We start from the raw sequence: 20,956 nt of genomic DNA on the forward strand, positions 1-20,956 counted from the left end.
TCTGGAATTGCCTAACAAAAATTAACCGTCAAAAAGAACGTCATGCTGAGCTTGCCGAAGCAGCTTGCTTGCATCGTTGAGGAGTGACCCTAGCGATGCGAGCAAGCTGCTTCGGCAAGCTCAGCATGACGTTCGCTTTACCTGGTTTGGACTAAGAAACCTAGCCGCGGCGCAGCACCTCGGCCGCGTCCTTGGCGAAGTACGTGAGGATGGCGTCGGCGCCGGCGCGCTTGATGCTCATCAGCACTTCCATCATGGTTTTTTCGCCATCGACCCAGCCATTTTGGGCGGCGGCCTTTATCATGGCGTACTCGCCGCTCACGTTGTAGGCCGTCACGGGCAGGTTGGTGTTGTTTTTCACCTCCCGAATAATATCGAGGTAACTCAAGGCGGGCTTAATCATCACCATGTCAGCGCCTTCGATTTCGTCGAGCTGCAGCTCGCGTAATGCTTCGAGTCGGTTGGCGGGGTTCATTTGATAGCTCTTTTTATCGCCCTTCTTAGGCGCCGAGTCCAGCGCATCGCGGAACGGGCCGTAGAAGGCCGACGCGTACTTGGCCGTGTAGCTCATGATGCTGACGTGCGAGAACGCGTTGCGGTCGAGCACGTCGCGTATCCAGGCCACGCGGCCGTCCATCATGTCGCTGGGCCCGATGATGTCGGCACCGGCGCGGGCCTGAGCCAAGGCCATCTGGCCCAGCACTTCGAGGCTGGCGTCGTTGAGAATCTCGCCGGTTTCCTGGTTTACCACGCCGTCGTGGCCGTCGCTGGAGTAGGGGTCCATCGCCACGTCGGTCATCAGCACCACGTCCGGAAACTGGCGCTTGATGTCGGCCACCGTTTTCAAGTAGAGGCCGTCCATGTTGGTCGATTCGCGGGCTAGCGGGTCTTTCACCGCATCGCTCAGGCCCGGGAAGGGCGCGAACGAGTGGATACCCAGCTCCACAGCGGCCCCAATTTCGTCGATAATGCGGTCGGCCGAGTAGCGGTACACGCCGGGCATCGACTTCACTTCGAGGCGCTGGTTCTGGCCTTCAACTACAAAAACCGGGTAAATAAAATCGTGGGTGGTGAGGCGCGTTTCCTGCACCATGTCGCGGATAACCTGCGACTTACGATTGCGGCGGGGGCGATGAGTTGGAATCATAGGAATCAGAACCAATGAGGCGAATAAGTAGCCATAACCAGTGGGCCGGCCAAAAAGATTGCGGCGCCAGCTGCTAGTGGCGTAATATTATCGCATGGTAGTACTTATTCAGAAAGTGAGTGGCCTGGCGCTGGTGCTTGGCGTGGGCGGCCTGGTTGCTTCTTGCGCGAAGAAAGACGCCCCACCCGAAACGCCGGGCTTTCGCCTCTTTACCAATCAGGCGGAAATTATGGACGCCACCGTGAAGGCAAATTTTCGGAAGCGTTCGGCTGACAGGTTTCCTGATGTCTTGGTTTTTGACCCTAGTGAGAAGGTTATATTTATTAATTCTGATACTGTGAAAATAGGTCCGGTTGGCCCCCGGTATTCAGTGATAAAAAAGGGTAACCAGTATCTATTTTATTCCCCGCAGGCAGAGCTAATCTATAAAAGAGATGAGCTAGTTTGGAACATGCAGAAATACGCCGCTCCCAGAGTGCCTATTATCGGTTCTCCTTACTATCTCGGCACAACTCAAAAGGTGCTGGTCGGCTATGAGGAAGGCAAGCAAATGCGATTTCCTTACTTTCAGTACTACTTGATTAAGCCCAACGCAACACCTTTTAATCGCACTTCAGGCTTTCTATTCAACGAGTTAAATGAAAACGTTATTTCTGAAATTACTGGGGTAGATACACTCGCAGTGCAAACCGGTAGTGCCACCACACCCATTCAGTAGGGAGGCCATGTAAATAGAAGCTACGCGGCTAGGCCTTCTTTTTCTTGCCGCCGCTTACCAGGCTATACAATAGAAACAGTACCACCAGCGCGCCCACTGCCAGCCCCAGCCCACCCCAAAAGCTCACGCCCGGAATGAGGGCAAACAGCGCGGCCAGGCCTGCCAGCACCGCCAGCGTTACGCCAATAAAAAATAGCGCCACCCGGCCCAGCCCATTTTCGGCCTCGCCCTCGGTAGCGTGCCGCCGCCTCAGGTGCTGCGTAAGCTGCCAGCTAGCTTTGGCCGGCGCGGCTAGGGTAAGTAACGTGCTTTGGGGCAAAGCTTTAAGCGCGACGGCGAGCCGGCGCGGGCGCAGCCGTTGCGCTGGTGGTGCCGGTAGCTTAGTGCTGGGCGTCGCCGTGGCTTCGGGGGGTGCTGCCGCCGCTACAATCGTTATCTCGGGGCTAGTTGCGGCCGGCGCGGCGGCCACTGGCCCCGACGTGGCCGTAGCGGGCTGAAACTGAAAAGCAACCTGTTCGCCGCGGCAGCCCGCCAGCAGCAGCGCTGGCACCAGAAAGAAAAGTTTTCGCATGAGGCCTTATACTCAAAAAGCCCGGATAACGTCGGCAATAATGACGCAGGCCTCGCGCAATTCGGCTTCGGTGATGACCAGCGGCGGCGCAAACCGGATAATATCGCCGTGCGTGGGCTTGGCCAGCACGCCGCGCTCCATCAGGCTCACGCACACGTCCCAGGCCGTGCGGCCGTCTTCGCTAGGGTTGATAACCACGGCGTTGAGCAGGCCGCGGCCGCGCACCAAGTCCACGGTATCGGGGCACTCGCGCTGCACCTGGCGCATCTCTTCGCGAAAAATCTCCCCTAGCCGGAAAGCATTGTCAGCCAGCTTTTCATCGAGCAGTACGTCGAGCGCAGCCTGCATTACGGCGCAGGCCAGCGGGTTGCCGCCGAAGGTGGAGCCGTGCTGGCCGGGCTGAATGGTGAGCATAATCTCGTCATTGGCCAGCACTGCCGATACCGGCAGCACGCCGCCGCTCAGGGCCTTGCCCAGGATGAGAATGTCGCCGCGCACGCCCTCGTAGTCGGTGGCCAGCAGCTTGCCGGTGCGGCCCAGCCCGGTCTGAATTTCATCGGTGAGCAGCAACACGTTGTGCTGGCGGCACAGCGAGGCCGCGCCGGCCAGGTAGCCCTCGCTAGGCACCACCACGCCCGCTTCGCCCTGGATGGGCTCGACCAAGAAGCCGCATACGTGCGGGTCGGCCAGCGCCTCGGCCAGGGCCGCCAGGTCATCGTAGGGCACCACCTGGTAGCCCGGCACAAAGGGCCCGAAGCCGCCCGTGCTGTCGCCGTCGGTACTGAAGGAGATGATGCCCGTGGTGCGGCCGTGAAAATTGTGCTCGGCCACCACAATGCGCGCCTGGTTGGGCGCAATGCCCTTTTCCTGGTAGCCCCACTTGCGGGCCAGCTTGAGGGCCGTTTCCACGGCCTCGGCGCCCGAGTTCATTAATAATGCCTTATCGTAGCCGAACAGCTCGCAGAGCTGCTTTTCGGCCGCCCCGAGCCGGTCGTTAAAGAAAGCCCGCGAGGTGAGGGTCAGCTTTTGCGCCTGCTCGGTGAGTGCCCCGATAATGCGCGGGTGGCAATGGCCCTGGTTTACAGCAGAATAAGCCGACAGGAAATCAACATACTGGCGGCCAGCCACGTCCCACAGGTGCACACCCTGGCCCCGGCTCAGCACCACGGGCAGCGGGTGGTAGTTGTGGGCACCGTACTGGTCTTCGAGCTGCATCAGCTCTTCGGCGCGCGAGGTGGCGGGGGCGTGGGTGGTCGACATAGAGTGGGCGGGCTAGTGGAGAAGGGAGTCGTTCAAAATTACAAACAAAGAACCGGCCGGTTCGGGTCGGCCCCGCGCCGCTTCTACCTTTGCCCGCCTATGGAAACCTTGCACAATCCTGACGCCCCGCAGGCGGTAGGCCCCTACGCCCAGGCTATTGTGGCCGGCGGCTTCGTGTTTTGCTCGGGCCAGACGCCGCTCGTACCCGCCACCATGCGCATCGAGGCCACCACTATCGAAGAGCAAACGCACCAGGTGCTCCACAACCTGCGCACGGTGCTTGCCAGCCGCAGCCTGGGGCTAGCCGACATCGTAAAAACCACCGTGTTCCTGAAAAACTTCGCCGATTTTGCGCGCATGAATGCCGTGTACGCCGAGGTGTTTGGCGCCCACCGGCCGGCCCGCACCACCGTCGAGGTATCGCGCCTGCCGCTGGAAGCCCTGGTTGAAATCGAGTGCATCGCCGCCCTGCCCGATGGCCGCTGACCCACGCCTGGCCGCCTTCGCCGCCCTGCCGCTGCAGTCCGGCGACTTCTACTACACTCCCGAGGGCTACCTCGTTTTCACCGCGCAGTACCACCGCCGCCGGGGCTTTTGCTGCGGCAACGGCTGCCGCCACTGCCCCTGGAAGAAAAATAAGAACGCCGAATAAAGCCTGCAAAAAAGCGACTAGCGGCCGCAGCAATTTCCTCGCCGCTCATTCTCAATCGCTTTACGATTTGGTAATTGGCTGAAAATTGCCGATATTTGCGGCCCGTTTCGGAATAGCATCATCTAACCCTTCGATATCATGGCCCGAGTTTGTGATTTGACCGGCAAGCGTACCCGCGTAGGCAACAACGTATCGCACGCCAACAACAAAACCAAGCGTAAGTTCTACCCCAACTTGCAGAAAAAGCGCTTCTACATCCCCGAGCAAGACGCCTGGGTTACGCTTAAAGTAGCGGCTTCGACCATCCGCACCATCAACAAGAATGGCATCATGGCCACCTTGAAGAAGGCTAAGGAGCAGGGCTTCATCGTTTACTAGTCCGCTTTTTTTAGCGGCCGGTCGTAGGTTTTTTCGGGCCTGCCAACTGCGCGCCGGTGCCGGCCGCTAGCCCCTGCGGGAGGCTGGCTGCCAGCACCGGCTTCGTTGTGCTAAGCCCCTTAAGCCTGCCAGCACCCATAGCCCGGCACTTGCCCCGCGCAATGCCAGCTAGTTAAAAGCGCTAAAAAAGCAGTGGCAGCCTGACTTTTAGCGTAGTATCACCCCGGCTGCTTGCGAAGTTCAGAAAAAAAACTGTACCTTTGCAGTCCTAAAATTAAAAACTAACCCCCCTCCCGTCGCGATGGCCAAGAAAGGAAACCGGGTGCAGGTTATCATGGAGTGCACCGAGCATAAAAACTCGGGTATGCCGGGCACCTCGCGCTACATCACCACCAAGAACCGCAAGAACACCCCCGAGCGCATCGAGCTGAAGAAATTCAACCCGATTCTGCGTAAAATGACTGTTCACAAGGAAATTAAATAACCTGAGTCATGGCTAAGAAAGTAGTAGCAACGCTGAAAACCGCCACCGGCAAAGACTGGGCGAAAGTTATCCGCGCCGTAAAATCGGAGAAAACCGGTGCCTATACCTTCAAGGAGGAAATGGTACCCGTAGACAAGGTACAAGACGTGCTGGCCGGCAAATAAGCTGCCTAGCCGCTGATGAAGCAAAAAAGTCCCACCTTCGTGGGACTTTTTTCGTGTTTAGGCAACTCCAAAACGTCATGCAGCGCGCAGCGAAGCATCTCGCGTGTATCACTAACCTCTAGCCGTTAGAAATTACTGCTGCACGCGAGATGCTTCGCTGCGCGCTGCATGACGTTCTTATAGTAATAGCATATGGGCCTCTTCGACTTTTTTAAGAAAGACAAGGAAAACAAGGAGCAGCAGCAAGCCCTCGACGAAGGCCTGCAGAAGACGAAAACCAACTTCTTCGACCAGCTCAGCAAGGCCGTGGTGGGCAAAAGCACCGTGGACGAGGCCGTGCTCGACGACCTCGAAACCTTGCTCGTGCACGCCGACGTGGGCATCGACACGACGGTAAAAGTTATCGACCGCATCGAGAAGCGCGTGGCCCGCGACAAGTACGTGAACACCAATGAACTCGACCGCATCTTGCGTGAAGAGATTGTGGCCCTGCTCGACGCGCATGGCGACACCACGGGCTCGCGCGCCATCCTGGATAGGCCCGACAGCCCCGGCCACCCCTTTGTGATAATGGTGGTGGGCGTGAACGGCGTGGGTAAAACCACGACCATTGGCAAGCTAGCCCACCGTTTTCACGCGGCGGGCAAGAAGGTGGTGCTGGGCGCGGCCGATACCTTCCGGGCCGCGGCTGTGGACCAACTCATTGTGTGGGGCCAGCGGGTGGGCGTGCCGGTCATTAGCCACGGCATGAACACCGACCCCGCCGCCGTGGCCTACGACGCCGTGCTGAAGGGCGTGGAGATGGGCGCCGATGTGGTAATTATCGACACCGCCGGCCGCCTGCACAACAAGGTGAACCTGATGAACGAGCTTAGCAAAATCAAGCGCGTAATGCAGAAAGTTATTCCGGAGGCGCCGCACGAGGTGTTGCTTGTGCTCGACGGCAGCACCGGCCAGAATGCCTTTTTGCAGGCCAAGGAGTTTACTCGTGCCACGGAGGTGTCGGCCCTGGCCATTACCAAGCTCGATGGCACGGCCAAGGGCGGCGTGGTTATCGGCATCAGTGACCAGTTCAGCATCCCGGTGCGCTACATCGGAGTGGGTGAGAAGATGACTGATTTGCAGCTCTTCGACCGCCATACGTTCGTCAATTCGCTGTTCAAGAAATAGCCTTGGCACTGAAAAACGACCTAGCGAAAGCGCCCGGCAAACTACCGGGCGCTTTCGTGCGTTGGGGAAACTCATTCAGCTACCAGTTTTTGTGATGCGCGTTCTATACCTGGCCTTGCTGGCCAGCGGCCTGCTAGCCGCCTGCAACTCCAATACCGACACCACCACGACCATCCCCAACGTGCCGGTAAACGTGCAGCTCGACCTGCTAGACCAGCAAAACAAGGCCCTGCGCTTCGATAATGGCGTGGTGGCCATTCCGCCGGGCAGCGCCAACGGCCAGGGTGGCGTAAAAGGCATTTACGTGGTGCGCCAGAATGCCACGAGCTACCTGGCCTTCGAGCGCAACTGCCCTTACCAGCCCCTGAGCGCCTGCGCCACCGTGACACTCGACAAAAGCTCCCGTTTATTCTTTCGGGACAGTTGCTGCACTTCCCAATTCAATCTGCAAGGGCTCGTAACGGGCGGCCCGGCCCCGCGCTCGCTGCGCCAGTACAGCACCAGCCTGAGCGGTAGCTTACTGACAATCACGAACTAACGAAAATGCTGCGTAAAAAAACAGCAAATTTTTGCCGTCGGCTTGTTTTCTGAAAAAACCTGTTCCTATCTTTGTGGCCCGAAAGCGCCGGTTTCGGGATATAAAGCTTCCTTAGCTCAGCCGGTTAGAGCATCTGACTGTTAATCAGAGGGTCCCTGGTTCGAGCCCAGGAGGGAGCGCTTTTAGGTAAAAGCCCGCTGTAAATCATGTATTTACAGCGGGCTTTTTGTTGGATATTCTTTCTGTTTCAGCGTGCTAGCCCCGGCTGGGGCCGTAGAAGTTGCCGCCGTAGTCGCGCGCATGGTCGCGCCAGATGCTGTGGTAGTGAATCTGGCTATGGTAAACGATGCCGTTCTGGCACACAAACTCAATCCAGACGCTGGGGCCGTCGATGCGCAGGTAGTCGCCCTGCGTGGTGAAATTGCCGGTGCCCGCGTAGGCGACGTAAGTATCGGCCAGCTGGTGCTGGTAGCTGGCTAGCAGGCTGGCGGCGGTGGCGTCGTCCGCATCGTTGACCCAGGGCGCCATCGCGGCCATCACGAGGGCTTGCTGAGCCTGGCTGAGCTGGCGGACTGGCAAGCCTATTTTAGTAGTGGGAAATTTGCCATCCTGCCCGGGGCCAAGTACCACGTCGAAGAAGCTCTGGCTGAGCCTGGCCTTGGCTTGCTGGGCCGGGGTGAGGCCGCGGAGCAGAGCTAGCATGGCCGCGGCCTCGGTGCTCATGGGGGAGTAGGTGCGGCCCTTGGGGAGCACTTTGGCGTTGGTGGTAGTAAAGCTAAGGGGCTCAACGCCCTCAAACTTGGGCGTAGCCCCGGTTACGGCCCCCTGGCCAAAGGTGACGTTGGTAGCCAGGTGGTGGCCGCCAAACTGGAGCATCCAGGTGCCGGTGGCAGAGGGCGTGCCCAGGAAGGCGATGAAATATACGCCGCTGCCGTAGTCGCCCGGACCCAGGCCGGGCGGGCCGCCGCGCCGCCCGCCAGCGCCGCGCCGCATACCCGGCGGGGGCGGGCCACCCATGCCGGGTGGGGGGCCACCAGGCCGCATACCGGGGGGCGGGCCGGCTCCCGGCCGGCCGGGCCCGAAGCCAGCGGGCGCCGCATTGAGGTTATCGTCGGCCGCCCGCAGCTGCTGAATTTCGCTGTAGCCTTCGTTGGCAGCGGTGCCGGTGGCGGCTTGTATCACGGCTAGCGCAGCCCTGGTTTGGGCGCTATCAAGGTCGCTCAGCTTCAGGCCTGGCCGGGGTACGAAGCTGGCCGGCAGGTTGGACCACTGCGCGGCCTTGGCGGCGGTAAAGTCCTGAAGCACAGTGTCGCGTTGGCTAGCGCTCAGTGTGGCCAGGAAGGCATTCGCCGCCTTCACTACGTTAGCGGCAGGGCTGGCAGCCTGAGGGGCGGCTAACGAGCTAGCGGCAGGAGCGGCCGCAACGGAAGAAGTGCCAGGGTCTTGCTGGCAAGCGGTACCAACCAGCAGCGCCGCGGCGGCGGCGAGGCAACTAAGAGATTTCATGCAAGTAAACAGTTAACTAGGAGTGGGATAAGCTGTCTTAGTAAGTATTGACGGAGAAGCGGGCGAGTTGGTGAGGCCATAGTCAGGATAGCTGCCAGGTAGCAAATGAGGTAGTATCTGATAGTTTGGCTGTGATGATAATCGTCTAAAAGTCAAGTAGTTTATTAGTTATTTTCAGTCGCTAAGCTGGCTTTCCAGATAAGCATTTCACCCTTGCCGGTGGGCACTACCACGCTCGTGACGCCGGGGGTGGCCTGCACTAGGGCGGTAAATGACTGAAGCTGCTCGTGGTGCGACACCGCATTATCGACCACTACCAACCCGCCAGGCCGCACCAGGGGCAGGAGCCGGGGCCAGAGTTCGACGTATTGTGAGCGGTCGGCATCGAGAAACACGAAGTCGAAGGGGGCCAGGGAGGTGCGCGCTAGCCAGTCGGCTACCGGGGCGGGCACCTGCGTAATGCACTCGCTGAGGCCCACTTGCGCGAAATTGGCGCGGGCCAGGGCGGCCCGGGTGGCATTCAGCTCTACGGTCGTGACGTGCCCGCCGGTGGCCTGGCAGGCATCGGCCAGCCAAATGGTGGAGTAGCCGGTAGACGTGCCGATTTCCAGGATGCGCCGGGCGCCGACGGCTTGCAGCAGCAGGGCCAGAAACGGACCCGTATCGGGCGTGATGTTGAGGTAGCGGTCGGCCCGCTGGGCCACCTGCTGGTCGTGGGCCTGATAATCGGCCGCCAGCTGCTGAAGAAAAGCAAGTCGTGACTCGGTCATAAAAAGCGCGCGGGATGCGGAGAGCGTAGCTACTCGGGGCCTATGGCCGGCAAGATGCAGGCGGAAGCCGGGGCTTTTCGCCGAAATTTTACACATCAGCCGATTTCATCGCCCGGCGCCCGCTATTTGCCGGCTAGCCCGGCGCGCCGGGCCAAGGCCAGCGCAATGAGCCACCAGCGTGCCGGCGCGTGGGCGGGCCGTTGGCCCATCAAGGTAGCCCCTTACATGCAAACGGGCCCCTGGCTGCACGCCAGGGGCCCGTTTGAGGGAGATAAGTGGCCTAGGTTGTACGGACAATTACATTTGCGTTCGTGAGTAATCTAGATGAAATCAGTGACGACGCGTGGGCGGCCTTGGCGCCGCATTTGGCAGGCAAAGCGGGCGACGTGGGCCGCACAGGGACTGATAACCGCCTCTTTCTCAACGCTGTGTTCTGGGTAGCGCGCCACGGCTGCGCCTGGCGGGCACTACCAGCTCGCTTTGGCAAGCACGATACGCTGCGCAAACGCAGCCGGCGCTGGGCCCAAAAAGGGATTTGGCAGCGCTTGTTCCAGGCCGTACAGCGCCCCGACCTGGACTGGGTAATGCTGGATTCGACCGTCGTGCGGGCCCATGCGCAGGCGGCGGGTAGCCGAAAAAAAGCCGTGTCGGCGACGAAGCCCTCGGCCGCAGCCGCGGCGGGCTGAGCACCAAGATACACGTGCTGGCTGACGCCCAGGGCCGGCCGGTGCAGGCTGTGCTTAGCGCGGGCCAGCAGCACGATTGCCGGCGGGCGCTGGACTTGCTGCAAGCCGTGCAGAAAGCCGGCAAAGTACTGGCCGACAAGGCCTATGATACGAACCAGGTGCTGGCCGCTGTGGCTGCCCTGGGGGCCGAGGCCGTCATTCCCAGCCAGCCCCGGCGCCGCATCGCCCGCCCGGTAGATACGGCCGGCTACCGGCAGCGCAACCGGATTGAGCGGCTGATGAGCCGGCTCAAGCAGTTTCGTCGGTTGGCCACGCGCTACGATAAAACGGCCAGCAGCTACCTCGGCTTTGTCCATTTCGTGTGTGCCATGCTTTGGCTTCGCTAATTGTCCGTACAACCTAGTCGGCCTACCAGAATACCGAGTACAGCGCCACGATGATGCCGATTATCAGCACGGCGCCGCCCACGAAAGTGGCGTGGGGCTTGAACATCGACGAGTCGATTTCGAGGCCGTTGGTTTTTACACCGCGCGCGTTTTCGAGGAGGCTGATGAGCACCATGCCGATGATGCAGAACATGAACACGAAGCCCATGCGGTCGAGAAACGGAATCTCATAGATGCTGGAGCCTTCGGGCCGCACGGCAAAGCCAAACGGGGCCAGGAACGACAAATCCATCATGCCGGGCAAAAACTTGAGCAGCACCGATAGCAGGAACCCGCCGATGGTGGCAAACAGCGCCGCGCTCGACGTGGCTTTTTTCCAGAAGAAGCCCAGGATGAACATGGCAAAAATACCCGGCGACACAAAGCCCGTGTACTCCTGAATGTACTGAAAACCACCCTTTTTGTCGATGCCCAGGTGCGGGGCAATGAGCACGCCCAGAATCATGGCTACGACCACGGCAATCTTGCCGGTGGCTACCAGGGTTTTCTCCGAAGCGGTGGGGTTGATGACCTTCTTGTATACGTCGAGCGTGAAGATGGTGGCAATCGAGTTGGCTTTGCCGGCTAGCGAGGCCACCACGGCCGCCGTGAGGGCGGCAAACGACAGGCCTTTGAGGCCCACCGGCAAGATGTTGAGCAGTACCGGGTAAGCACGGTCAGGATTCAGGTCGGCGCCCGAGCCGAACTCGCCGGCGCCAAACACATTCTGCTTGTAGAGCACGTAGGCCGCGATGCCCGGAATAACCACGATAACCGGCATCAGGAGCTTCAGGAAAGCGGCGAAGAGCAGGCCGCCGCGGGCCGTGGGCAGGTCGGCGCCGAGGGCGCGCTGCGTGATGTACTGGTTGCAGCCCCAGTAGTTGAGGTTCACAATCCACATGCCCCCTAGCAGCACGGTGAGGCCCGGCAGGTCGAGGTAGTTGGGGTTGTCGCGCTTGAAAATCATGTGGAAGTGGTCGTTGGCGGCCGTCTTCATGATGCTGAAGCCGTTGAGGATGCCCGTGGTGCCGTTGTGCTCGGCCACTAGGGTCAGGGCCAGGTAGGTAGTGGCCAGCCCGCCCAGGATGAGGAAGAACACCTGGATAACGTCCGTAAAACCAATTACTTTCATGCCGCCCAGCGTAATAATCACGGCGAAGATGGCCAGCGCGTACATGCAGAAGTTCAGGTTCAGGCCGGCGATGCTGCTCACGGCAATGGCGCCGAGGTAGAGAATCGACGTCAGGTTTACCACCACGTAGAGCAAGAGCCAGAAAATGGCCATAATCATGGCCACCGTGCCGTTGTAGCGCTGGTGCAGAAACTGCGGCATGGTGAAAATCCGGTTTTTGAGATACACCGGAATGAAGAACACCGCCACGATGATGAGCGTGATGGAGGCCATCCACTCGTAGGTGGCGATGGCTAGCCCCATCTTGAAGCCCGAGCCAGACATGCCCACAAATTGCTCGGCCGAGATGTTGCTGGCAATCAGCGACGAGCCGATGGCCCACCACGTGAGCGAGCCCTCGGCCAGGAAGTAGTCTTTCGAATCGCCCTCCACGGTGCCATCGTGGCCCGTTTTGCGGTTATAAATCCAGAGGCCGTAGCCGGCGACGATTAAAAAGTAAACAAAAAAGACTATGTAGTCTAGCGTAGCCAGCTGGTGCATAGGGCGGGAAAAAACGAATGGAAAACGAAAGTAGGGCAAATATCAGCTTGCATACCTATGCAAACGATTGCACGATTGAAAATCAACCCTACGGCGCCACGTGCCACCAGTCGATGGCGGCGTAGCCTGGCGCCCCATCGGTCATGGTGCTCAGGCAGAAGAGCCCCAGCTTGGCGCCCACCCAGCGCCCCTCCCGGGCCGTGAACTCGGGGCCGAGCAAAGTGAATTGCCGGCCATCGAGGCTGTAGCTGAACTGGCAGCGTGCCCCGGCCCGCACCGCCACGCGCAGGTAGAGCGGCTGGCCGGCGGCCAGGGGCGGCGCGGTGGCCGCAGTGGTTTCGGCCGCGCCCTTGTCGGCCTGGAGGCAGGTGGTTTGGCTGAGGGCCAGCCAGCCGTCGGGCTGGCGCGTGAGGCTGAGGGTGGCGTAGTCCAGGCCCAGCACTACCAGGCCGGCGCGGTCGCCGGTAGCCAGGCCTTGCAGCGTAAGCTTGGCGGTGGCCGTGAACCGCTCGGCGGGCAGCTTTTGCAGCAGCAGGCTGGGCACGAGGTAGAGATTTGGGGCTTCGGCCGGGGCGGGCCCGGCCGCCAGGGCTAGCTGGCCGGGCGCGGCGGCCGGCAACCCGGCCAGCCACTGCGGCTGCGGGTTGGCCTGCCACTGCCATTGCAGGCCGGGCCGGCCGCTGGCAAATTCATCAGAGGTGGCCGGCACGGCCAGGGGCACCTTGCCGGGCACGGCCGGCTTGCGGTAGCCGGGCACGGGCTCGCCGGTGCCGTCGCCGTCGGGGTCGAGGCCGATAATGGGCCAGTCGTTTTGCCAAACCATCGGTTGCAGGTGCACTACCCGGCCGTAGGCGCCCTGGTCCTGAAAGTGCAGAAACCAATCCTGCCTGCCATCGGGCGTATCGACCCACGCGCCTTGGTGCGGGCCATTGACGGGGCTTTTTCCCTGAGCCATGACGACTTTGTCTTCGTAAGGCCCGAACACCTGCTTGCTGCGCAAGGCCACCTGCCAGCCGGTTTTCACGCCGCCGCCCGGCGCAAAAATGTAGTAGTAGCCGTGGCGCTTGTAAAGCTTCGGTCCCTCGATGGTGGGGTGGTCTTTATGCCCATCAAAAACCAGCTTGTCTTCTCCGAGCAGGCCTAGCCCGTCGGGCGTCATTTCGCTCACGTGAAGCACGCTCTTGATGCCTGCCCGGCTGCCCGCAAAAGCGTGCACGAGGTAGGCGCGGCCGTCCTCATCCCAGAAGGGGCAGGGGTCAATCCAGCCCTTGGCCGCCTTCACGCACACCGGCGCGCTCCAAGGGCCGGCGGGGTTTGGGGCCGTGGTCACGAAAATACCTAGGTCGGGGTCGGGGTAGTAGAGGTAAAATTTGCCCTGGTGGTAGCGCAGCGCCGGGGCCCACACGCCGTTGCCGGGCTGCACGTGGGCGTAGCGGTCGCGCGGCGGCTGCACGGGCAGCGCGTGGCCGATTATCGTCCAGTTAACGAGGTCTTTAGAATGCAGAATGGGCAGCCCCGGCGCCATATTGAAGCTCGACGAGGTGAGGTAGTAGTCGGCGCCTACGCGCACCACGTCGGGGTCAGAGTAGTCGGCGTAGAGCACTGGGTTTTTATAGCGGCCATTACCCAGGTCGGGCACCCAGGGAGCGGGCGTTTGGGCCGGTGCCACCAAGGCTCGGCAGGCAGCAGCTAGGGCAAAAAACAAGGCAAGCAGGCGCATGGCGGGCGGGTAAAGGCCGGAAGCAAAACCTGAAAGTAGAAAAAGGTGGCTGATAGCTGCATGGCGGGCGGCGGGCGGTGCCGCGAGCTAGTAACGCGGCGTTGTATTTTTGTAGGCATACCTACTTTGTTGCTTGTGAAAAAAGCGCTGTACCTCATCGGCTCGCCCAACCAAACCACCCAGATGCACCGTGTGGCGCAGCTTTTGGAAGATGAGTACGAACCCTACTTCAGCCAGCTTTACTACGACGGCTGGATGCGCGGCTTCTACGAGTGGCTGCTGCGCAACAATATCCTCGACAAGACCATTGTGCAGGGCTTGGTAAAGGAAAAAGCCGACCGCTACATTGCGCAGCACCAGCTGCGCCGCGACTTCGAAAACCGCGAGCTGGGCCTCGAGTACGACCTGGTGGTGTGCTGCTCCGACATTGTGGTGCCGTGGCCGCTGCTCAGGCGCACCAAGTCGGTGTTTGTGCAGGAGGGCATGACCGACCCTATGCACCTGTGGGCACGCCTAGTGAAGCGCTTCACGAGCTTTCCCATTCTGGCCATCGGCACCTCGCTCAATGGCATGAACAATTGCTGCGACGTCTACTGCGTGGCCTCTCCGGGCTACGCCGAGCACTTCAAAATGATTGGCGTGGACCCCGGCAAGCTGGTCGTAACGGGTATCCCCAACTTCGACGACGTGGAGAAGCTGCGCAGCAACAGCTTTCCGCACCGCGGCTATGTACTCGTAGCTACTACCGATATGCGCGAAACCTTCCGGCCCGACAACCGCAAGAAATTCATTCGCGCCGCCACGCGCATTGCCGCCGGCCGGCCCATGATTTTCAAGTTTCACCCCAACGAGGAGATGGACCGCGCCACCGCCGAGGTCAAAAAATACGCGCCGCCCGGCACGCTCATCTACACCAGCGGCAATACTGAAGAGATGATAGCCAACTCGGTGGAGTTGATAACCCAGTACAGCACCGTAGCTTACGTGGGCTTGGCGCTCGGTATTCCGGTGCACTCTTACTTCGACGTTGAGGACCTCAAGCGCAAGCTGCCCATCCAGAACGGCGGCACCAGCGCCCAGCGCATTGCCGACATTTGCCGGCAGTTTGGGCGCTTCCAGGGTACCGGGCCGGCCTTCCTCAGGCAGTACAAGCCTGCGGCACCCCAGCCCGCGCCGGCCTCAATGGCCGAAACAGCCCGCTAGCCCTGAATAAGGAACTATTGGGCCGCCAGCGTTACACTTTGTGCCAATTTTGTTACGTTTTATACTTTAAGCAATGCTCACCCTCATTCAGGCCCGGCGGGGCTCGTCGCGCCTTCCCGATAAAGTAAGCCTCGACCTGGTGGGCCGGCCGCTGCTGGTGCGGCAGGTCGAGCGGGTGCAGCAGGCCAGCCGGGCGGGCCGCGTGGCCGTCATCACTACTACCGACCCCGGCGACGACGCGCTGGCCGAGCTGTGCCAAAAGTATAGCATCGACGTGTTTCGGGGCAATGCCCTCGACCTGCTCGACCGCCACTACCAGGCGGCGCAGCACTTTGGTGAGACGGAGGCCGTGGTGAAAATACCCAGCGACTGCCCGCTCATCGACCCGGCCATCATCGACAAGGTGCTCGGGGTGTATGAGGCCACCAGGGGCCAGTACGACTTCGTGAGCAACCTGCACCCCGCCACCTATCCCGATGGCAACGATGTGGAGGTGATGACCCTGGCTGCCCTCGAAACGGCCTGGCGCGAGGCCCGGCGCCCGCTGGAGCGCGAGCACACCACGCCCTTCTTCTGGGAAAACCCCGAGCGCTTCCGGCTTGCCAACGTGGCCTGGGAAACGGGCCTCGACTACTCGATGTCGCACCGCTTCACCATTGACTACCCGGCCGACTACGATTTTATAAAAGCCGTGTACGAAGCGCTTTACCCCGCCAACCCCAGCTTCGGGCTAGCTGATATTCTGACTTTATTAAAACAAAGGCCGGACATTTACGCCTTAAATGCCGACCTGGCCGGCGTGAACTGGTACCGCAACCACTTAGATGAGCTTAAAACCGTGGACGCGGGCAATACAAAGCACTTATAATGCAGGCAGTAAGAACGTCGTGCTGACCCCAGTGAAGCATCTTGCTCGCAGTGCTAGGACAGTAGCCCAACGGTTCGAGCAGATGCTTCACTGCATTTAGCATGACAACAATTTTGATTTGACGTTTCTGTTTCTATGACTTCCGAAAAAAAACAAGCGCTCTCCGAGCTTGCCCTGCGCGTGCGCGAGCACATCGTTCGCCTCAGCACCGATGGCGGCTGCTTCACGGGCGCCTCGCTGAGCTGCGCCGACCTGTTGGTGTATCTCTACGCCGACTTCCTCAACGTGAACCCGGGCAACCTGACGGACCCCGAGCGCGACTACCTCTTCCTGAGCAAAGGCCACGACGTGCCCGCCCTCTACGGCACGTTTGCCGAGCTGGGCTTTATGCCCAAGGAGCGGCTGGCCAACCACCTGAAATCGAACGACAGCATCTACTGGCACCCCAACCGCAGCGTGCCGGGCGTCGAGTTTCACTCGGGCTCGCTAGGGCACCTGCCGAGCGTGGCGCTGGGCGTGGCCATGGATGCCAAGCTGCGCGGCCAAAGCCAGCACGTTATCGTCATCACCGGCGACGGCGAGCTGAACGAGGGCACCTGCTGGGAGGCCGTGCTGGTGGCCAGCGCCAAAAAGATGAATAACCTGACTATCGTGGTGGACCGCAACCACTTCCAGGCCAATATCGCTACCGAGGAGCTGATTCCGCTGGAGCCGCTAGCTCCGAAATTCGAGGCTTTCGGCGCGGTAGTGAAGCGCATTGATGGCCACGACTTTGCGGCGCTGGAAGAGGCCTTTACCGCGCTGCCGTTCAGCGAGGATAAGCCGTCGGTTATCATCTGCGACACGGTGCGCGGCCGGGGCCTGCCCAGCATCGAGCGCCGCGCCGACCGCTGGTTCTGCAACTTCAGCAGCGAGGAAATTACCTCGCTCCTCAAAGAGCTGCACAGCCAGGAAGCCACCAAGCTCACGAGCGAAACCCTGACCGTTAGATAATTAGCAAGATGAATTACGAGCAGCTTATCCACGAAACCGCCCTGGCCGACGAGCGCCTGCTGGTGATGACGGCCGAAAACCGCGCCCTTATCCGCAACCTGCCTGGCCCGTTGGGCGCCCGCTTCATCGATACCGGCATCACGGAGCAAACCCTGATTGGGGCCGCCGCCGGGCTAGCCCTGCGGGGCCGCGTGCCGGTGGTGCACGCGCTGGCGACCTTTCTCACGCTGCGGGCGTTCGAGTTTATCCGCACCGACGTGGGTATTCCGCATTTGCCGGTGAAAATCAGCGCCTTCGTGCCCGGTTTCCTGTCCGATGGCAACGGCCCCACCCACCAGGCTATCGAGGACGTATCGCTCATGCGCGGCATTCCCGGCATGACGGTTTTCGCGCCCGCCGACGAGGCTGATATGCTCGCCATGCTGCCCGCCATCTGGGCCTCGCCCGACCCCGCCTACCTGCGTGTGAACACCCGGCCCGGCACCTACCAGCACGAGCCCTTCGTGCTGGGCAAGGCCGAAATCGTGAGCGAAGGCAAGGACATTACCATCCTCACCTACGGCATGCTCTTCGAGCAAGCGCTCATCGCCAAGGACTTGCTGACTGAGGCCGGCTACTCGGTGGGCCTCGTGAATCTGCGCAGCCTCAAGCCTTTAGACACTGACGCCGTGCTGAACGTGGTGCGTGGCGGCAGCCTTGTAGTAACGCTGGAAGACCACTTCCAGACCGGCGGCCTCTACTCCATCCTGGCCGAGCTGCTGCTAGAGCACGAGCTGACGGCCAAAGTGCTGCCGCTAGCCCTCAAAGAGCGCTGGTACAAGCCCGGCCTGCTGAGCGAAGTGCTCGAATACGAAGGCTTTACCGGCCAGCACATTGCCCGCCGCATCGGCGAGCGCCTGGGCGATGGCGCCCACACTTTCGGCGCCAAAACCAAGGTGGTCGAAAACGAATTTGCCGAGTAAGCTGCTGTGCCACCGTCCGTCATGCAGAGCGCAGCGAAGCATCTCGCTCGCGCCGTCGGGTTGGTAACCTACCGATTCGAGCGAGATGCTTCGCTGCGCTCTGCATGACGTTCTTATTTGACGTTTCTTTTTGTCTCAAGCCCATCTTATGAAATTCCCTAAATCCGACGACCTCTACGCCCGGGCGCAGAAAATCATGACCCCGGTTACCCAAACCCTCGCCAAGGGGCCGGGCCAGTACACCAAAGGCGCCAGCCCCAAGTACGTGAAGCGCGGCAAGGGCGCGCACGTGTGGGATGTCGATGGCAACGAGTACATTGACTATCAGATGGGTATCGGCCCGCTGAGCCTGGGCTACGCCTACCCCCGCGTAGACGAGGCTATTAAGGCGCAGCTCGAAGACGGCATTACGTTTTCGATGATGCACGAGCTGGAAGTAGAGGTAGCGGAGCTGATTCACGAGATTATTCCGAACGCCGAGAGCATTCGCATCTCCAAAACCGGCGCCGATGTGTGCTCGGCGGCGGTGCGTGTGTCGCGCGCCTTCACCGGCCGCAAGGACGTGCTGTGCTGCGGCTACCACGGCTGGCACGACTGGTACATCGGCACCACGAGCCGCGACAAGGGTATTCCGCAGGAGAGTAAGGACTTGGTAAGCGCGTTTGAGTACAACAACCTCGACTCGTTCAAGGAATTGCTGACGCCCGACGTGGCCTGCGTTATTCTGGAGCCGTTCATTTTTGACGCGCCCAAGGATAATTTCCTGCACGAAGTAGCCCGCCTCTGCAAGGAGAACGGCACGCTGCTGATTTTTGACGAGATGTGGACCGGCTTCCGCATCGCCATCGGCGGTGCGCAGGAGTATTTCGGCATCACGCCCGACCTGGCCGTGTACTCGAAAGCCTGCGCTAATGGTATGCCCATCGCCCTGCTGACCGGCCGCAAAGACGTGCTGCAACTGTTTGAGCAGGACGTATTTTTCTTCACCACTTTCGGCGGCGAAGCGCTGAGCCTGGCGGCTACCATCGCCACCATCAGCGAGATGCGCGAGAAAAACGTGCCCGCTTTCCTGGCTAGCCAGGGCAACAAGCTGAAGGAAGGCTACAATAAAATAGCCGCCGACCTCGGCCTGAGCAGCTATACCAAGTGCTACGGCTACGACTGCCGCAGCATTGTGACCTTTGACCCCAGCGCCGGCAACCCGCTGGAAGTAAAGGCCTTCGTGCAGCAGGAACTGTTCAAGCAGGGCATTCTGTGGGGCGGCTTCCACAACATGAGCTTCTCGCACACCGACGAAGACGTAGCCAAAACCCTGGCCGCCTACGAAGCCGTGCTGCCGATGCTGAAAGACGCCATCGACAAAGGCGACGTGGCTAGCCGCCTCGAAGGCGAGCCGGTAGAAGCCGTGTTCCGCAAGGTGACCAATGCCGCGCCGGTGAAGGCAAAGTAGCATGCCCCACCCCCGGTCCCTCCCCTGCGGGGGAGGGGTGCCGGAGGACTTATATCATTGAACTAGCTTAGCAAACCAGCGCTTGCGCCGCCGTGGCTCCCCTCTCCCGCAGGGGAGGGACCGGGGGTGGGGCTGAACGTATGAACTTCTTCGATTTAACCAACAAAACGGCCATCGTCACGGGTGCCTGCGGCCTCATTGGCCAGAAGCACTGCGAGGCGCTGGCCCTGGCCGGCGCCCACGTGGTCGTGGCTGACCTCGACCTCGACAAAGCCCGCGAGGTAGCGGCTAGCCTGCCCGGCGCGGTGCACCTGCCGCTGGCCGTCGATGTAACCTCGCCCGAGTCGCTGGCTGCTGCGCGCGATACCATCATCGCGCATTTCGGGCACATCGATGTGCTGGTGAACAATGCCGCCATCAACGACATGTTTGAGAACCCGGCGCTGGCGGCCGACCTCAGCAAGTTTGAGAACTTTCCGCTGGCTACGTTTCATAAAGTGCTGGAAGTGAACGTGACCGGCATTTTCCTGGCGGCGCAGGTTTTTGGCACGCCAATGGCCGAGCAGGGCAGCGGCTCCATCATCAACGTGGCCAGCACCTACGGCATCGTGGGGCCCGACCAGAGCATTTACCGCAACGAGGCTGGCGAGCAAACCTTTTATAAGTCACCGTCTTACCCGATGACCAAAGGGGCAGTGGTGAACTTTACCCGCTACCTGGCTGCCTACTGGGGCGCCAAGGGGGTGCGCGTGAATACGCTCTCGCCGGGCGGCGTAGAGAACAGCCAGGACGCCTTCTTCGTGAAGCAATACAGCGCAAAAACGCCGCTGGGCCGCATGGCCGCGCCCACCGACTACCAGGGCGCCGTGGTGTTCCTAGCCTCCGATGCCTCGGCCTACATGACGGGGGCCAACCTCGTGGTAGACGGCGGCTGGACGGCCATCTGAGCCAGCGAACTAGTAGCGCGGCGGCGGCAGGCCTGCGCGTGGTAATGTGCGGCTGTCGTCCTGCCCAAAGGAGCCGCGCCCGCGCTACTAGCCGTTCTGTATTAATTTCGGATAGAATTTCACCCAACCCTTACATGAAGCACGTTGACCTCGCCGCCAAAGCCAGCCGCATTAAGCTCGTTCTGACCGACTGCGACGGCGTTCTTACCGATGGGGGCGTGTACTACGGCGAAAGCGGCGAGGTGCTCAAGCGCTTCAACATCCGCGATGGCATGGGCGTGGAGCGCCTGCGCGCCGTGGGCGTCGAAACGGGCATCGTGACGGGTGAGCGCTCGCCCTCCGTCAGCAAGCGCGCCGAGAAGCTCAAAATCACCGAGCTGCATCTGGGTATCAAAGACAAGGCGCCGTTGCTGCTGGAAATTCTGACGCGCACCGGCCTCACGGCCGAGCAGGTGGCTTTTATTGGCGATGATACCAATGACGTAGCTATTCTGGGGCTGGTGGGGCTAGCCGCCTGCCCCGGCGATGCTACGGTATTTGCCCGCAACGCGGCCGATTACCGCTGCCGGGCCCGCGGCGGCCACGGCGCCTTCCGCGAGCTGGCCGAGCTGATTATCAGCTGCCAGGGCGGGGCGCCGGTGCCCAACCACGGCTCGGAGTAGGGCCAGCGTA

At 60.9% G+C, this 20,956-nt stretch carries 22 protein-coding genes, 1 tRNA gene and 1 pseudogene; 17 read left to right on the top strand and 7 right to left on the bottom strand.

The window, feature by feature from the left end; genetic code table 11:
• Positions 1–160 precede the first annotated feature (160 nt).
• Positions 161–1,147, bottom strand: coding sequence for a porphobilinogen synthase (hemB, locus tag Q5H89_RS11665; RefSeq protein WP_305019497.1), 987 nt, complete (start codon positions 1,145–1,147; stop codon positions 161–163).
• 94 nt (positions 1,148–1,241) lie between these two features.
• Between hemB and Q5H89_RS11670 the strand changes: the two genes are divergently transcribed.
• Complete coding sequence (locus tag Q5H89_RS11670; RefSeq protein WP_305019498.1) at positions 1,242–1,865, top strand: hypothetical protein; 624 nt, start codon at positions 1,242–1,244, stop codon at positions 1,863–1,865.
• Positions 1,866–1,893: 28 nt separating this feature from the next.
• On the opposite strand, the gene Q5H89_RS11675 is transcribed toward Q5H89_RS11670, so the two are convergent.
• Both Q5H89_RS11675 and rocD read right to left on the bottom strand, forming a co-directional pair.
• A complete protein-coding gene (locus Q5H89_RS11675) occupies positions 1,894–2,436 on the bottom strand; it encodes a hypothetical protein (RefSeq protein ID WP_305019499.1) in 543 nt (180 codons plus the stop codon).
• 12 nt (positions 2,437–2,448) lie between these two features.
• Entirely contained in the window at positions 2,449–3,696 is a 1,248-nt protein-coding gene (gene rocD / locus Q5H89_RS11680; protein ID WP_305019500.1) for an ornithine--oxo-acid transaminase, read from the bottom strand.
• 99 nt (positions 3,697–3,795) lie between these two features.
• Here rocD and Q5H89_RS11685 point away from each other — a divergent pair, with 99 nt between their 5' ends.
• The 8 genes from Q5H89_RS11685 to Q5H89_RS11720 all read left to right on the top strand — a co-directional run bounded on the left by Q5H89_RS11685 (position 3,796) and on the right by Q5H89_RS11720 (position 7,261).
• Positions 3,796–4,182 (top strand): RidA family protein, encoded by a 387-nt coding sequence (locus Q5H89_RS11685; protein WP_305019501.1) that lies wholly within the window; start codon positions 3,796–3,798, stop codon positions 4,180–4,182.
• A complete protein-coding gene (locus Q5H89_RS11690; protein ID WP_305019502.1) occupies positions 4,172–4,348 on the top strand; it encodes a DUF5522 domain-containing protein in 177 nt (58 codons plus the stop codon). The genes Q5H89_RS11685 and Q5H89_RS11690 overlap by 11 nt, the downstream gene beginning before the upstream one ends.
• Positions 4,349–4,486: 138 nt before the next feature.
• Positions 4,487–4,726, top strand: coding sequence for a 50S ribosomal protein L28 (gene rpmB, locus Q5H89_RS11695; RefSeq protein ID WP_068339669.1), 240 nt, complete (start codon positions 4,487–4,489; stop codon positions 4,724–4,726).
• Positions 4,727–5,027: 301 nt separating this feature from the next.
• Positions 5,028–5,210: a 50S ribosomal protein L33 gene (rpmG, locus tag Q5H89_RS11700; protein ID WP_133659579.1), complete on the top strand. Its 183-nt coding sequence runs from the start codon at positions 5,028–5,030 to the stop codon at positions 5,208–5,210.
• A gap of 8 nt (positions 5,211–5,218) precedes the next feature.
• Positions 5,219–5,374 carry a DUF4295 domain-containing protein gene (locus Q5H89_RS11705; RefSeq protein WP_173116529.1) on the top strand — a complete coding sequence of 52 codons (156 nt, stop codon included), beginning with the start codon at positions 5,219–5,221 and terminating at the stop codon, positions 5,372–5,374.
• Positions 5,375–5,566: 192 nt separating this feature from the next.
• Positions 5,567–6,544, top strand: coding sequence for a signal recognition particle-docking protein FtsY (gene ftsY / locus Q5H89_RS11710; protein WP_305019503.1), 978 nt, complete (start codon positions 5,567–5,569; stop codon positions 6,542–6,544).
• A 94-nt stretch (positions 6,545–6,638) separates the two neighbouring features.
• Entirely contained in the window at positions 6,639–7,082 is a 444-nt protein-coding gene (locus tag Q5H89_RS11715; RefSeq protein ID WP_305019504.1) for a hypothetical protein, read from the top strand.
• A gap of 105 nt (positions 7,083–7,187) precedes the next feature.
• Positions 7,188–7,261, top strand: a tRNA-Asn gene (locus Q5H89_RS11720).
• A 76-nt stretch (positions 7,262–7,337) separates the two neighbouring features.
• Here the strand turns inward: Q5H89_RS11720 and Q5H89_RS11725 are convergent.
• A complete protein-coding gene (locus Q5H89_RS11725) occupies positions 7,338–8,588 on the bottom strand; it encodes a DUF3500 domain-containing protein (protein WP_305019505.1) in 1,251 nt (416 codons plus the stop codon).
• Positions 8,589–8,752: 164 nt separating this feature from the next.
• A complete protein-coding gene (locus Q5H89_RS11730) occupies positions 8,753–9,358 on the bottom strand; it encodes an O-methyltransferase (RefSeq protein ID WP_305019506.1) in 606 nt (201 codons plus the stop codon).
• 341 nt (positions 9,359–9,699) lie between these two features.
• On the opposite strand from Q5H89_RS11730, the pseudogene Q5H89_RS11735 reads away from it, so the two are divergent.
• Positions 9,700–10,430 (top strand): annotated as a pseudogene (locus Q5H89_RS11735) (IS5 family transposase); the annotation flags it as partial.
• A gap of 22 nt (positions 10,431–10,452) precedes the next feature.
• Here the strand turns inward: Q5H89_RS11735 and Q5H89_RS11740 are convergent.
• Positions 10,453–12,141: a sodium:solute symporter family transporter gene (locus Q5H89_RS11740; RefSeq protein WP_305019507.1), complete on the bottom strand. Its 1,689-nt coding sequence runs from the start codon at positions 12,139–12,141 to the stop codon at positions 10,453–10,455.
• Between the two features lie 88 nt (positions 12,142–12,229).
• A complete protein-coding gene (locus tag Q5H89_RS11745) occupies positions 12,230–13,861 on the bottom strand; it encodes a glycoside hydrolase family 43 protein (RefSeq protein ID WP_305019508.1) in 1,632 nt (543 codons plus the stop codon).
• Positions 13,862–13,996: 135 nt separating this feature from the next.
• Here Q5H89_RS11745 and Q5H89_RS11750 point away from each other — a divergent pair, with 135 nt between their 5' ends.
• The 7 genes from Q5H89_RS11750 to Q5H89_RS11780 all read left to right on the top strand — a co-directional run bounded on the left by Q5H89_RS11750 (position 13,997) and on the right by Q5H89_RS11780 (position 20,946).
• The gene (locus tag Q5H89_RS11750; RefSeq protein ID WP_305019509.1) at positions 13,997–15,064 is read left to right on the top strand and encodes a hypothetical protein; all 1,068 of its coding nucleotides are present in this window, start codon (positions 13,997–13,999) and stop codon (positions 15,062–15,064) included.
• Between the two features lie 73 nt (positions 15,065–15,137).
• Positions 15,138–15,932 carry a glycosyltransferase family protein gene (locus Q5H89_RS11755; RefSeq protein WP_305019510.1) on the top strand — a complete coding sequence of 265 codons (795 nt, stop codon included), beginning with the start codon at positions 15,138–15,140 and terminating at the stop codon, positions 15,930–15,932.
• Positions 15,933–16,067: 135 nt separating this feature from the next.
• Positions 16,068–16,925 (top strand): transketolase, encoded by an 858-nt coding sequence (locus Q5H89_RS11760; protein ID WP_305019511.1) that lies wholly within the window; start codon positions 16,068–16,070, stop codon positions 16,923–16,925.
• 8 nt (positions 16,926–16,933) lie between these two features.
• Positions 16,934–17,887: a transketolase family protein gene (locus Q5H89_RS11765; RefSeq protein WP_305019512.1), complete on the top strand. Its 954-nt coding sequence runs from the start codon at positions 16,934–16,936 to the stop codon at positions 17,885–17,887.
• A 148-nt stretch (positions 17,888–18,035) separates the two neighbouring features.
• Positions 18,036–19,337: an aminotransferase class III-fold pyridoxal phosphate-dependent enzyme gene (locus Q5H89_RS11770; protein WP_305019513.1), complete on the top strand. Its 1,302-nt coding sequence runs from the start codon at positions 18,036–18,038 to the stop codon at positions 19,335–19,337.
• Positions 19,338–19,477: 140 nt separating this feature from the next.
• Entirely contained in the window at positions 19,478–20,284 is an 807-nt protein-coding gene (locus Q5H89_RS11775; protein ID WP_305019514.1) for an SDR family oxidoreductase, read from the top strand.
• 134 nt (positions 20,285–20,418) lie between these two features.
• Positions 20,419–20,946 carry a KdsC family phosphatase gene (locus Q5H89_RS11780; protein ID WP_305019515.1) on the top strand — a complete coding sequence of 176 codons (528 nt, stop codon included), beginning with the start codon at positions 20,419–20,421 and terminating at the stop codon, positions 20,944–20,946.
• Positions 20,947–20,956: the final 10 nt, after the last annotated feature.

Source organism: Hymenobacter cheonanensis (genome assembly GCF_030581075.1).
Lineage (GTDB): Bacteria > Bacteroidota > Bacteroidia > Cytophagales > Hymenobacteraceae > Hymenobacter.

Coding starts and splice junctions, on each gene's coding strand:
- hemB (WP_305019497.1), bottom strand. CDS start 1,147: ATGATTCCAACTCATCGCCCCCGCCGCAATCGTAAGTCGCAGGTTATC.
- Q5H89_RS11670 (WP_305019498.1), top strand. CDS start 1,242: ATGGTAGTACTTATTCAGAAAGTGAGTGGCCTGGCGCTGGTGCTTGGC.
- Q5H89_RS11675 (WP_305019499.1), bottom strand. CDS start 2,436: ATGCGAAAACTTTTCTTTCTGGTGCCAGCGCTGCTGCTGGCGGGCTGC.
- rocD (WP_305019500.1), bottom strand. CDS start 3,696: ATGTCGACCACCCACGCCCCCGCCACCTCGCGCGCCGAAGAGCTGATG.
- Q5H89_RS11685 (WP_305019501.1), top strand. CDS start 3,796: ATGGAAACCTTGCACAATCCTGACGCCCCGCAGGCGGTAGGCCCCTAC.
- Q5H89_RS11690 (WP_305019502.1), top strand. CDS start 4,172: ATGGCCGCTGACCCACGCCTGGCCGCCTTCGCCGCCCTGCCGCTGCAG.
- rpmB (WP_068339669.1), top strand. CDS start 4,487: ATGGCCCGAGTTTGTGATTTGACCGGCAAGCGTACCCGCGTAGGCAAC.
- rpmG (WP_133659579.1), top strand. CDS start 5,028: ATGGCCAAGAAAGGAAACCGGGTGCAGGTTATCATGGAGTGCACCGAG.
- Q5H89_RS11705 (WP_173116529.1), top strand. CDS start 5,219: ATGGCTAAGAAAGTAGTAGCAACGCTGAAAACCGCCACCGGCAAAGAC.
- ftsY (WP_305019503.1), top strand. CDS start 5,567: ATGGGCCTCTTCGACTTTTTTAAGAAAGACAAGGAAAACAAGGAGCAG.
- Q5H89_RS11715 (WP_305019504.1), top strand. CDS start 6,639: ATGCGCGTTCTATACCTGGCCTTGCTGGCCAGCGGCCTGCTAGCCGCC.
- Q5H89_RS11725 (WP_305019505.1), bottom strand. CDS start 8,588: ATGAAATCTCTTAGTTGCCTCGCCGCCGCCGCGGCGCTGCTGGTTGGT.
- Q5H89_RS11730 (WP_305019506.1), bottom strand. CDS start 9,358: ATGACCGAGTCACGACTTGCTTTTCTTCAGCAGCTGGCGGCCGATTAT.
- Q5H89_RS11740 (WP_305019507.1), bottom strand. CDS start 12,141: ATGCACCAGCTGGCTACGCTAGACTACATAGTCTTTTTTGTTTACTTT.
- Q5H89_RS11745 (WP_305019508.1), bottom strand. CDS start 13,861: ATGCGCCTGCTTGCCTTGTTTTTTGCCCTAGCTGCTGCCTGCCGAGCC.
- Q5H89_RS11755 (WP_305019510.1), top strand. CDS start 15,138: ATGCTCACCCTCATTCAGGCCCGGCGGGGCTCGTCGCGCCTTCCCGAT.
- Q5H89_RS11760 (WP_305019511.1), top strand. CDS start 16,068: ATGACTTCCGAAAAAAAACAAGCGCTCTCCGAGCTTGCCCTGCGCGTG.
- Q5H89_RS11765 (WP_305019512.1), top strand. CDS start 16,934: ATGAATTACGAGCAGCTTATCCACGAAACCGCCCTGGCCGACGAGCGC.
- Q5H89_RS11770 (WP_305019513.1), top strand. CDS start 18,036: ATGAAATTCCCTAAATCCGACGACCTCTACGCCCGGGCGCAGAAAATC.
- Q5H89_RS11775 (WP_305019514.1), top strand. CDS start 19,478: ATGAACTTCTTCGATTTAACCAACAAAACGGCCATCGTCACGGGTGCC.
- Q5H89_RS11780 (WP_305019515.1), top strand. CDS start 20,419: ATGAAGCACGTTGACCTCGCCGCCAAAGCCAGCCGCATTAAGCTCGTT.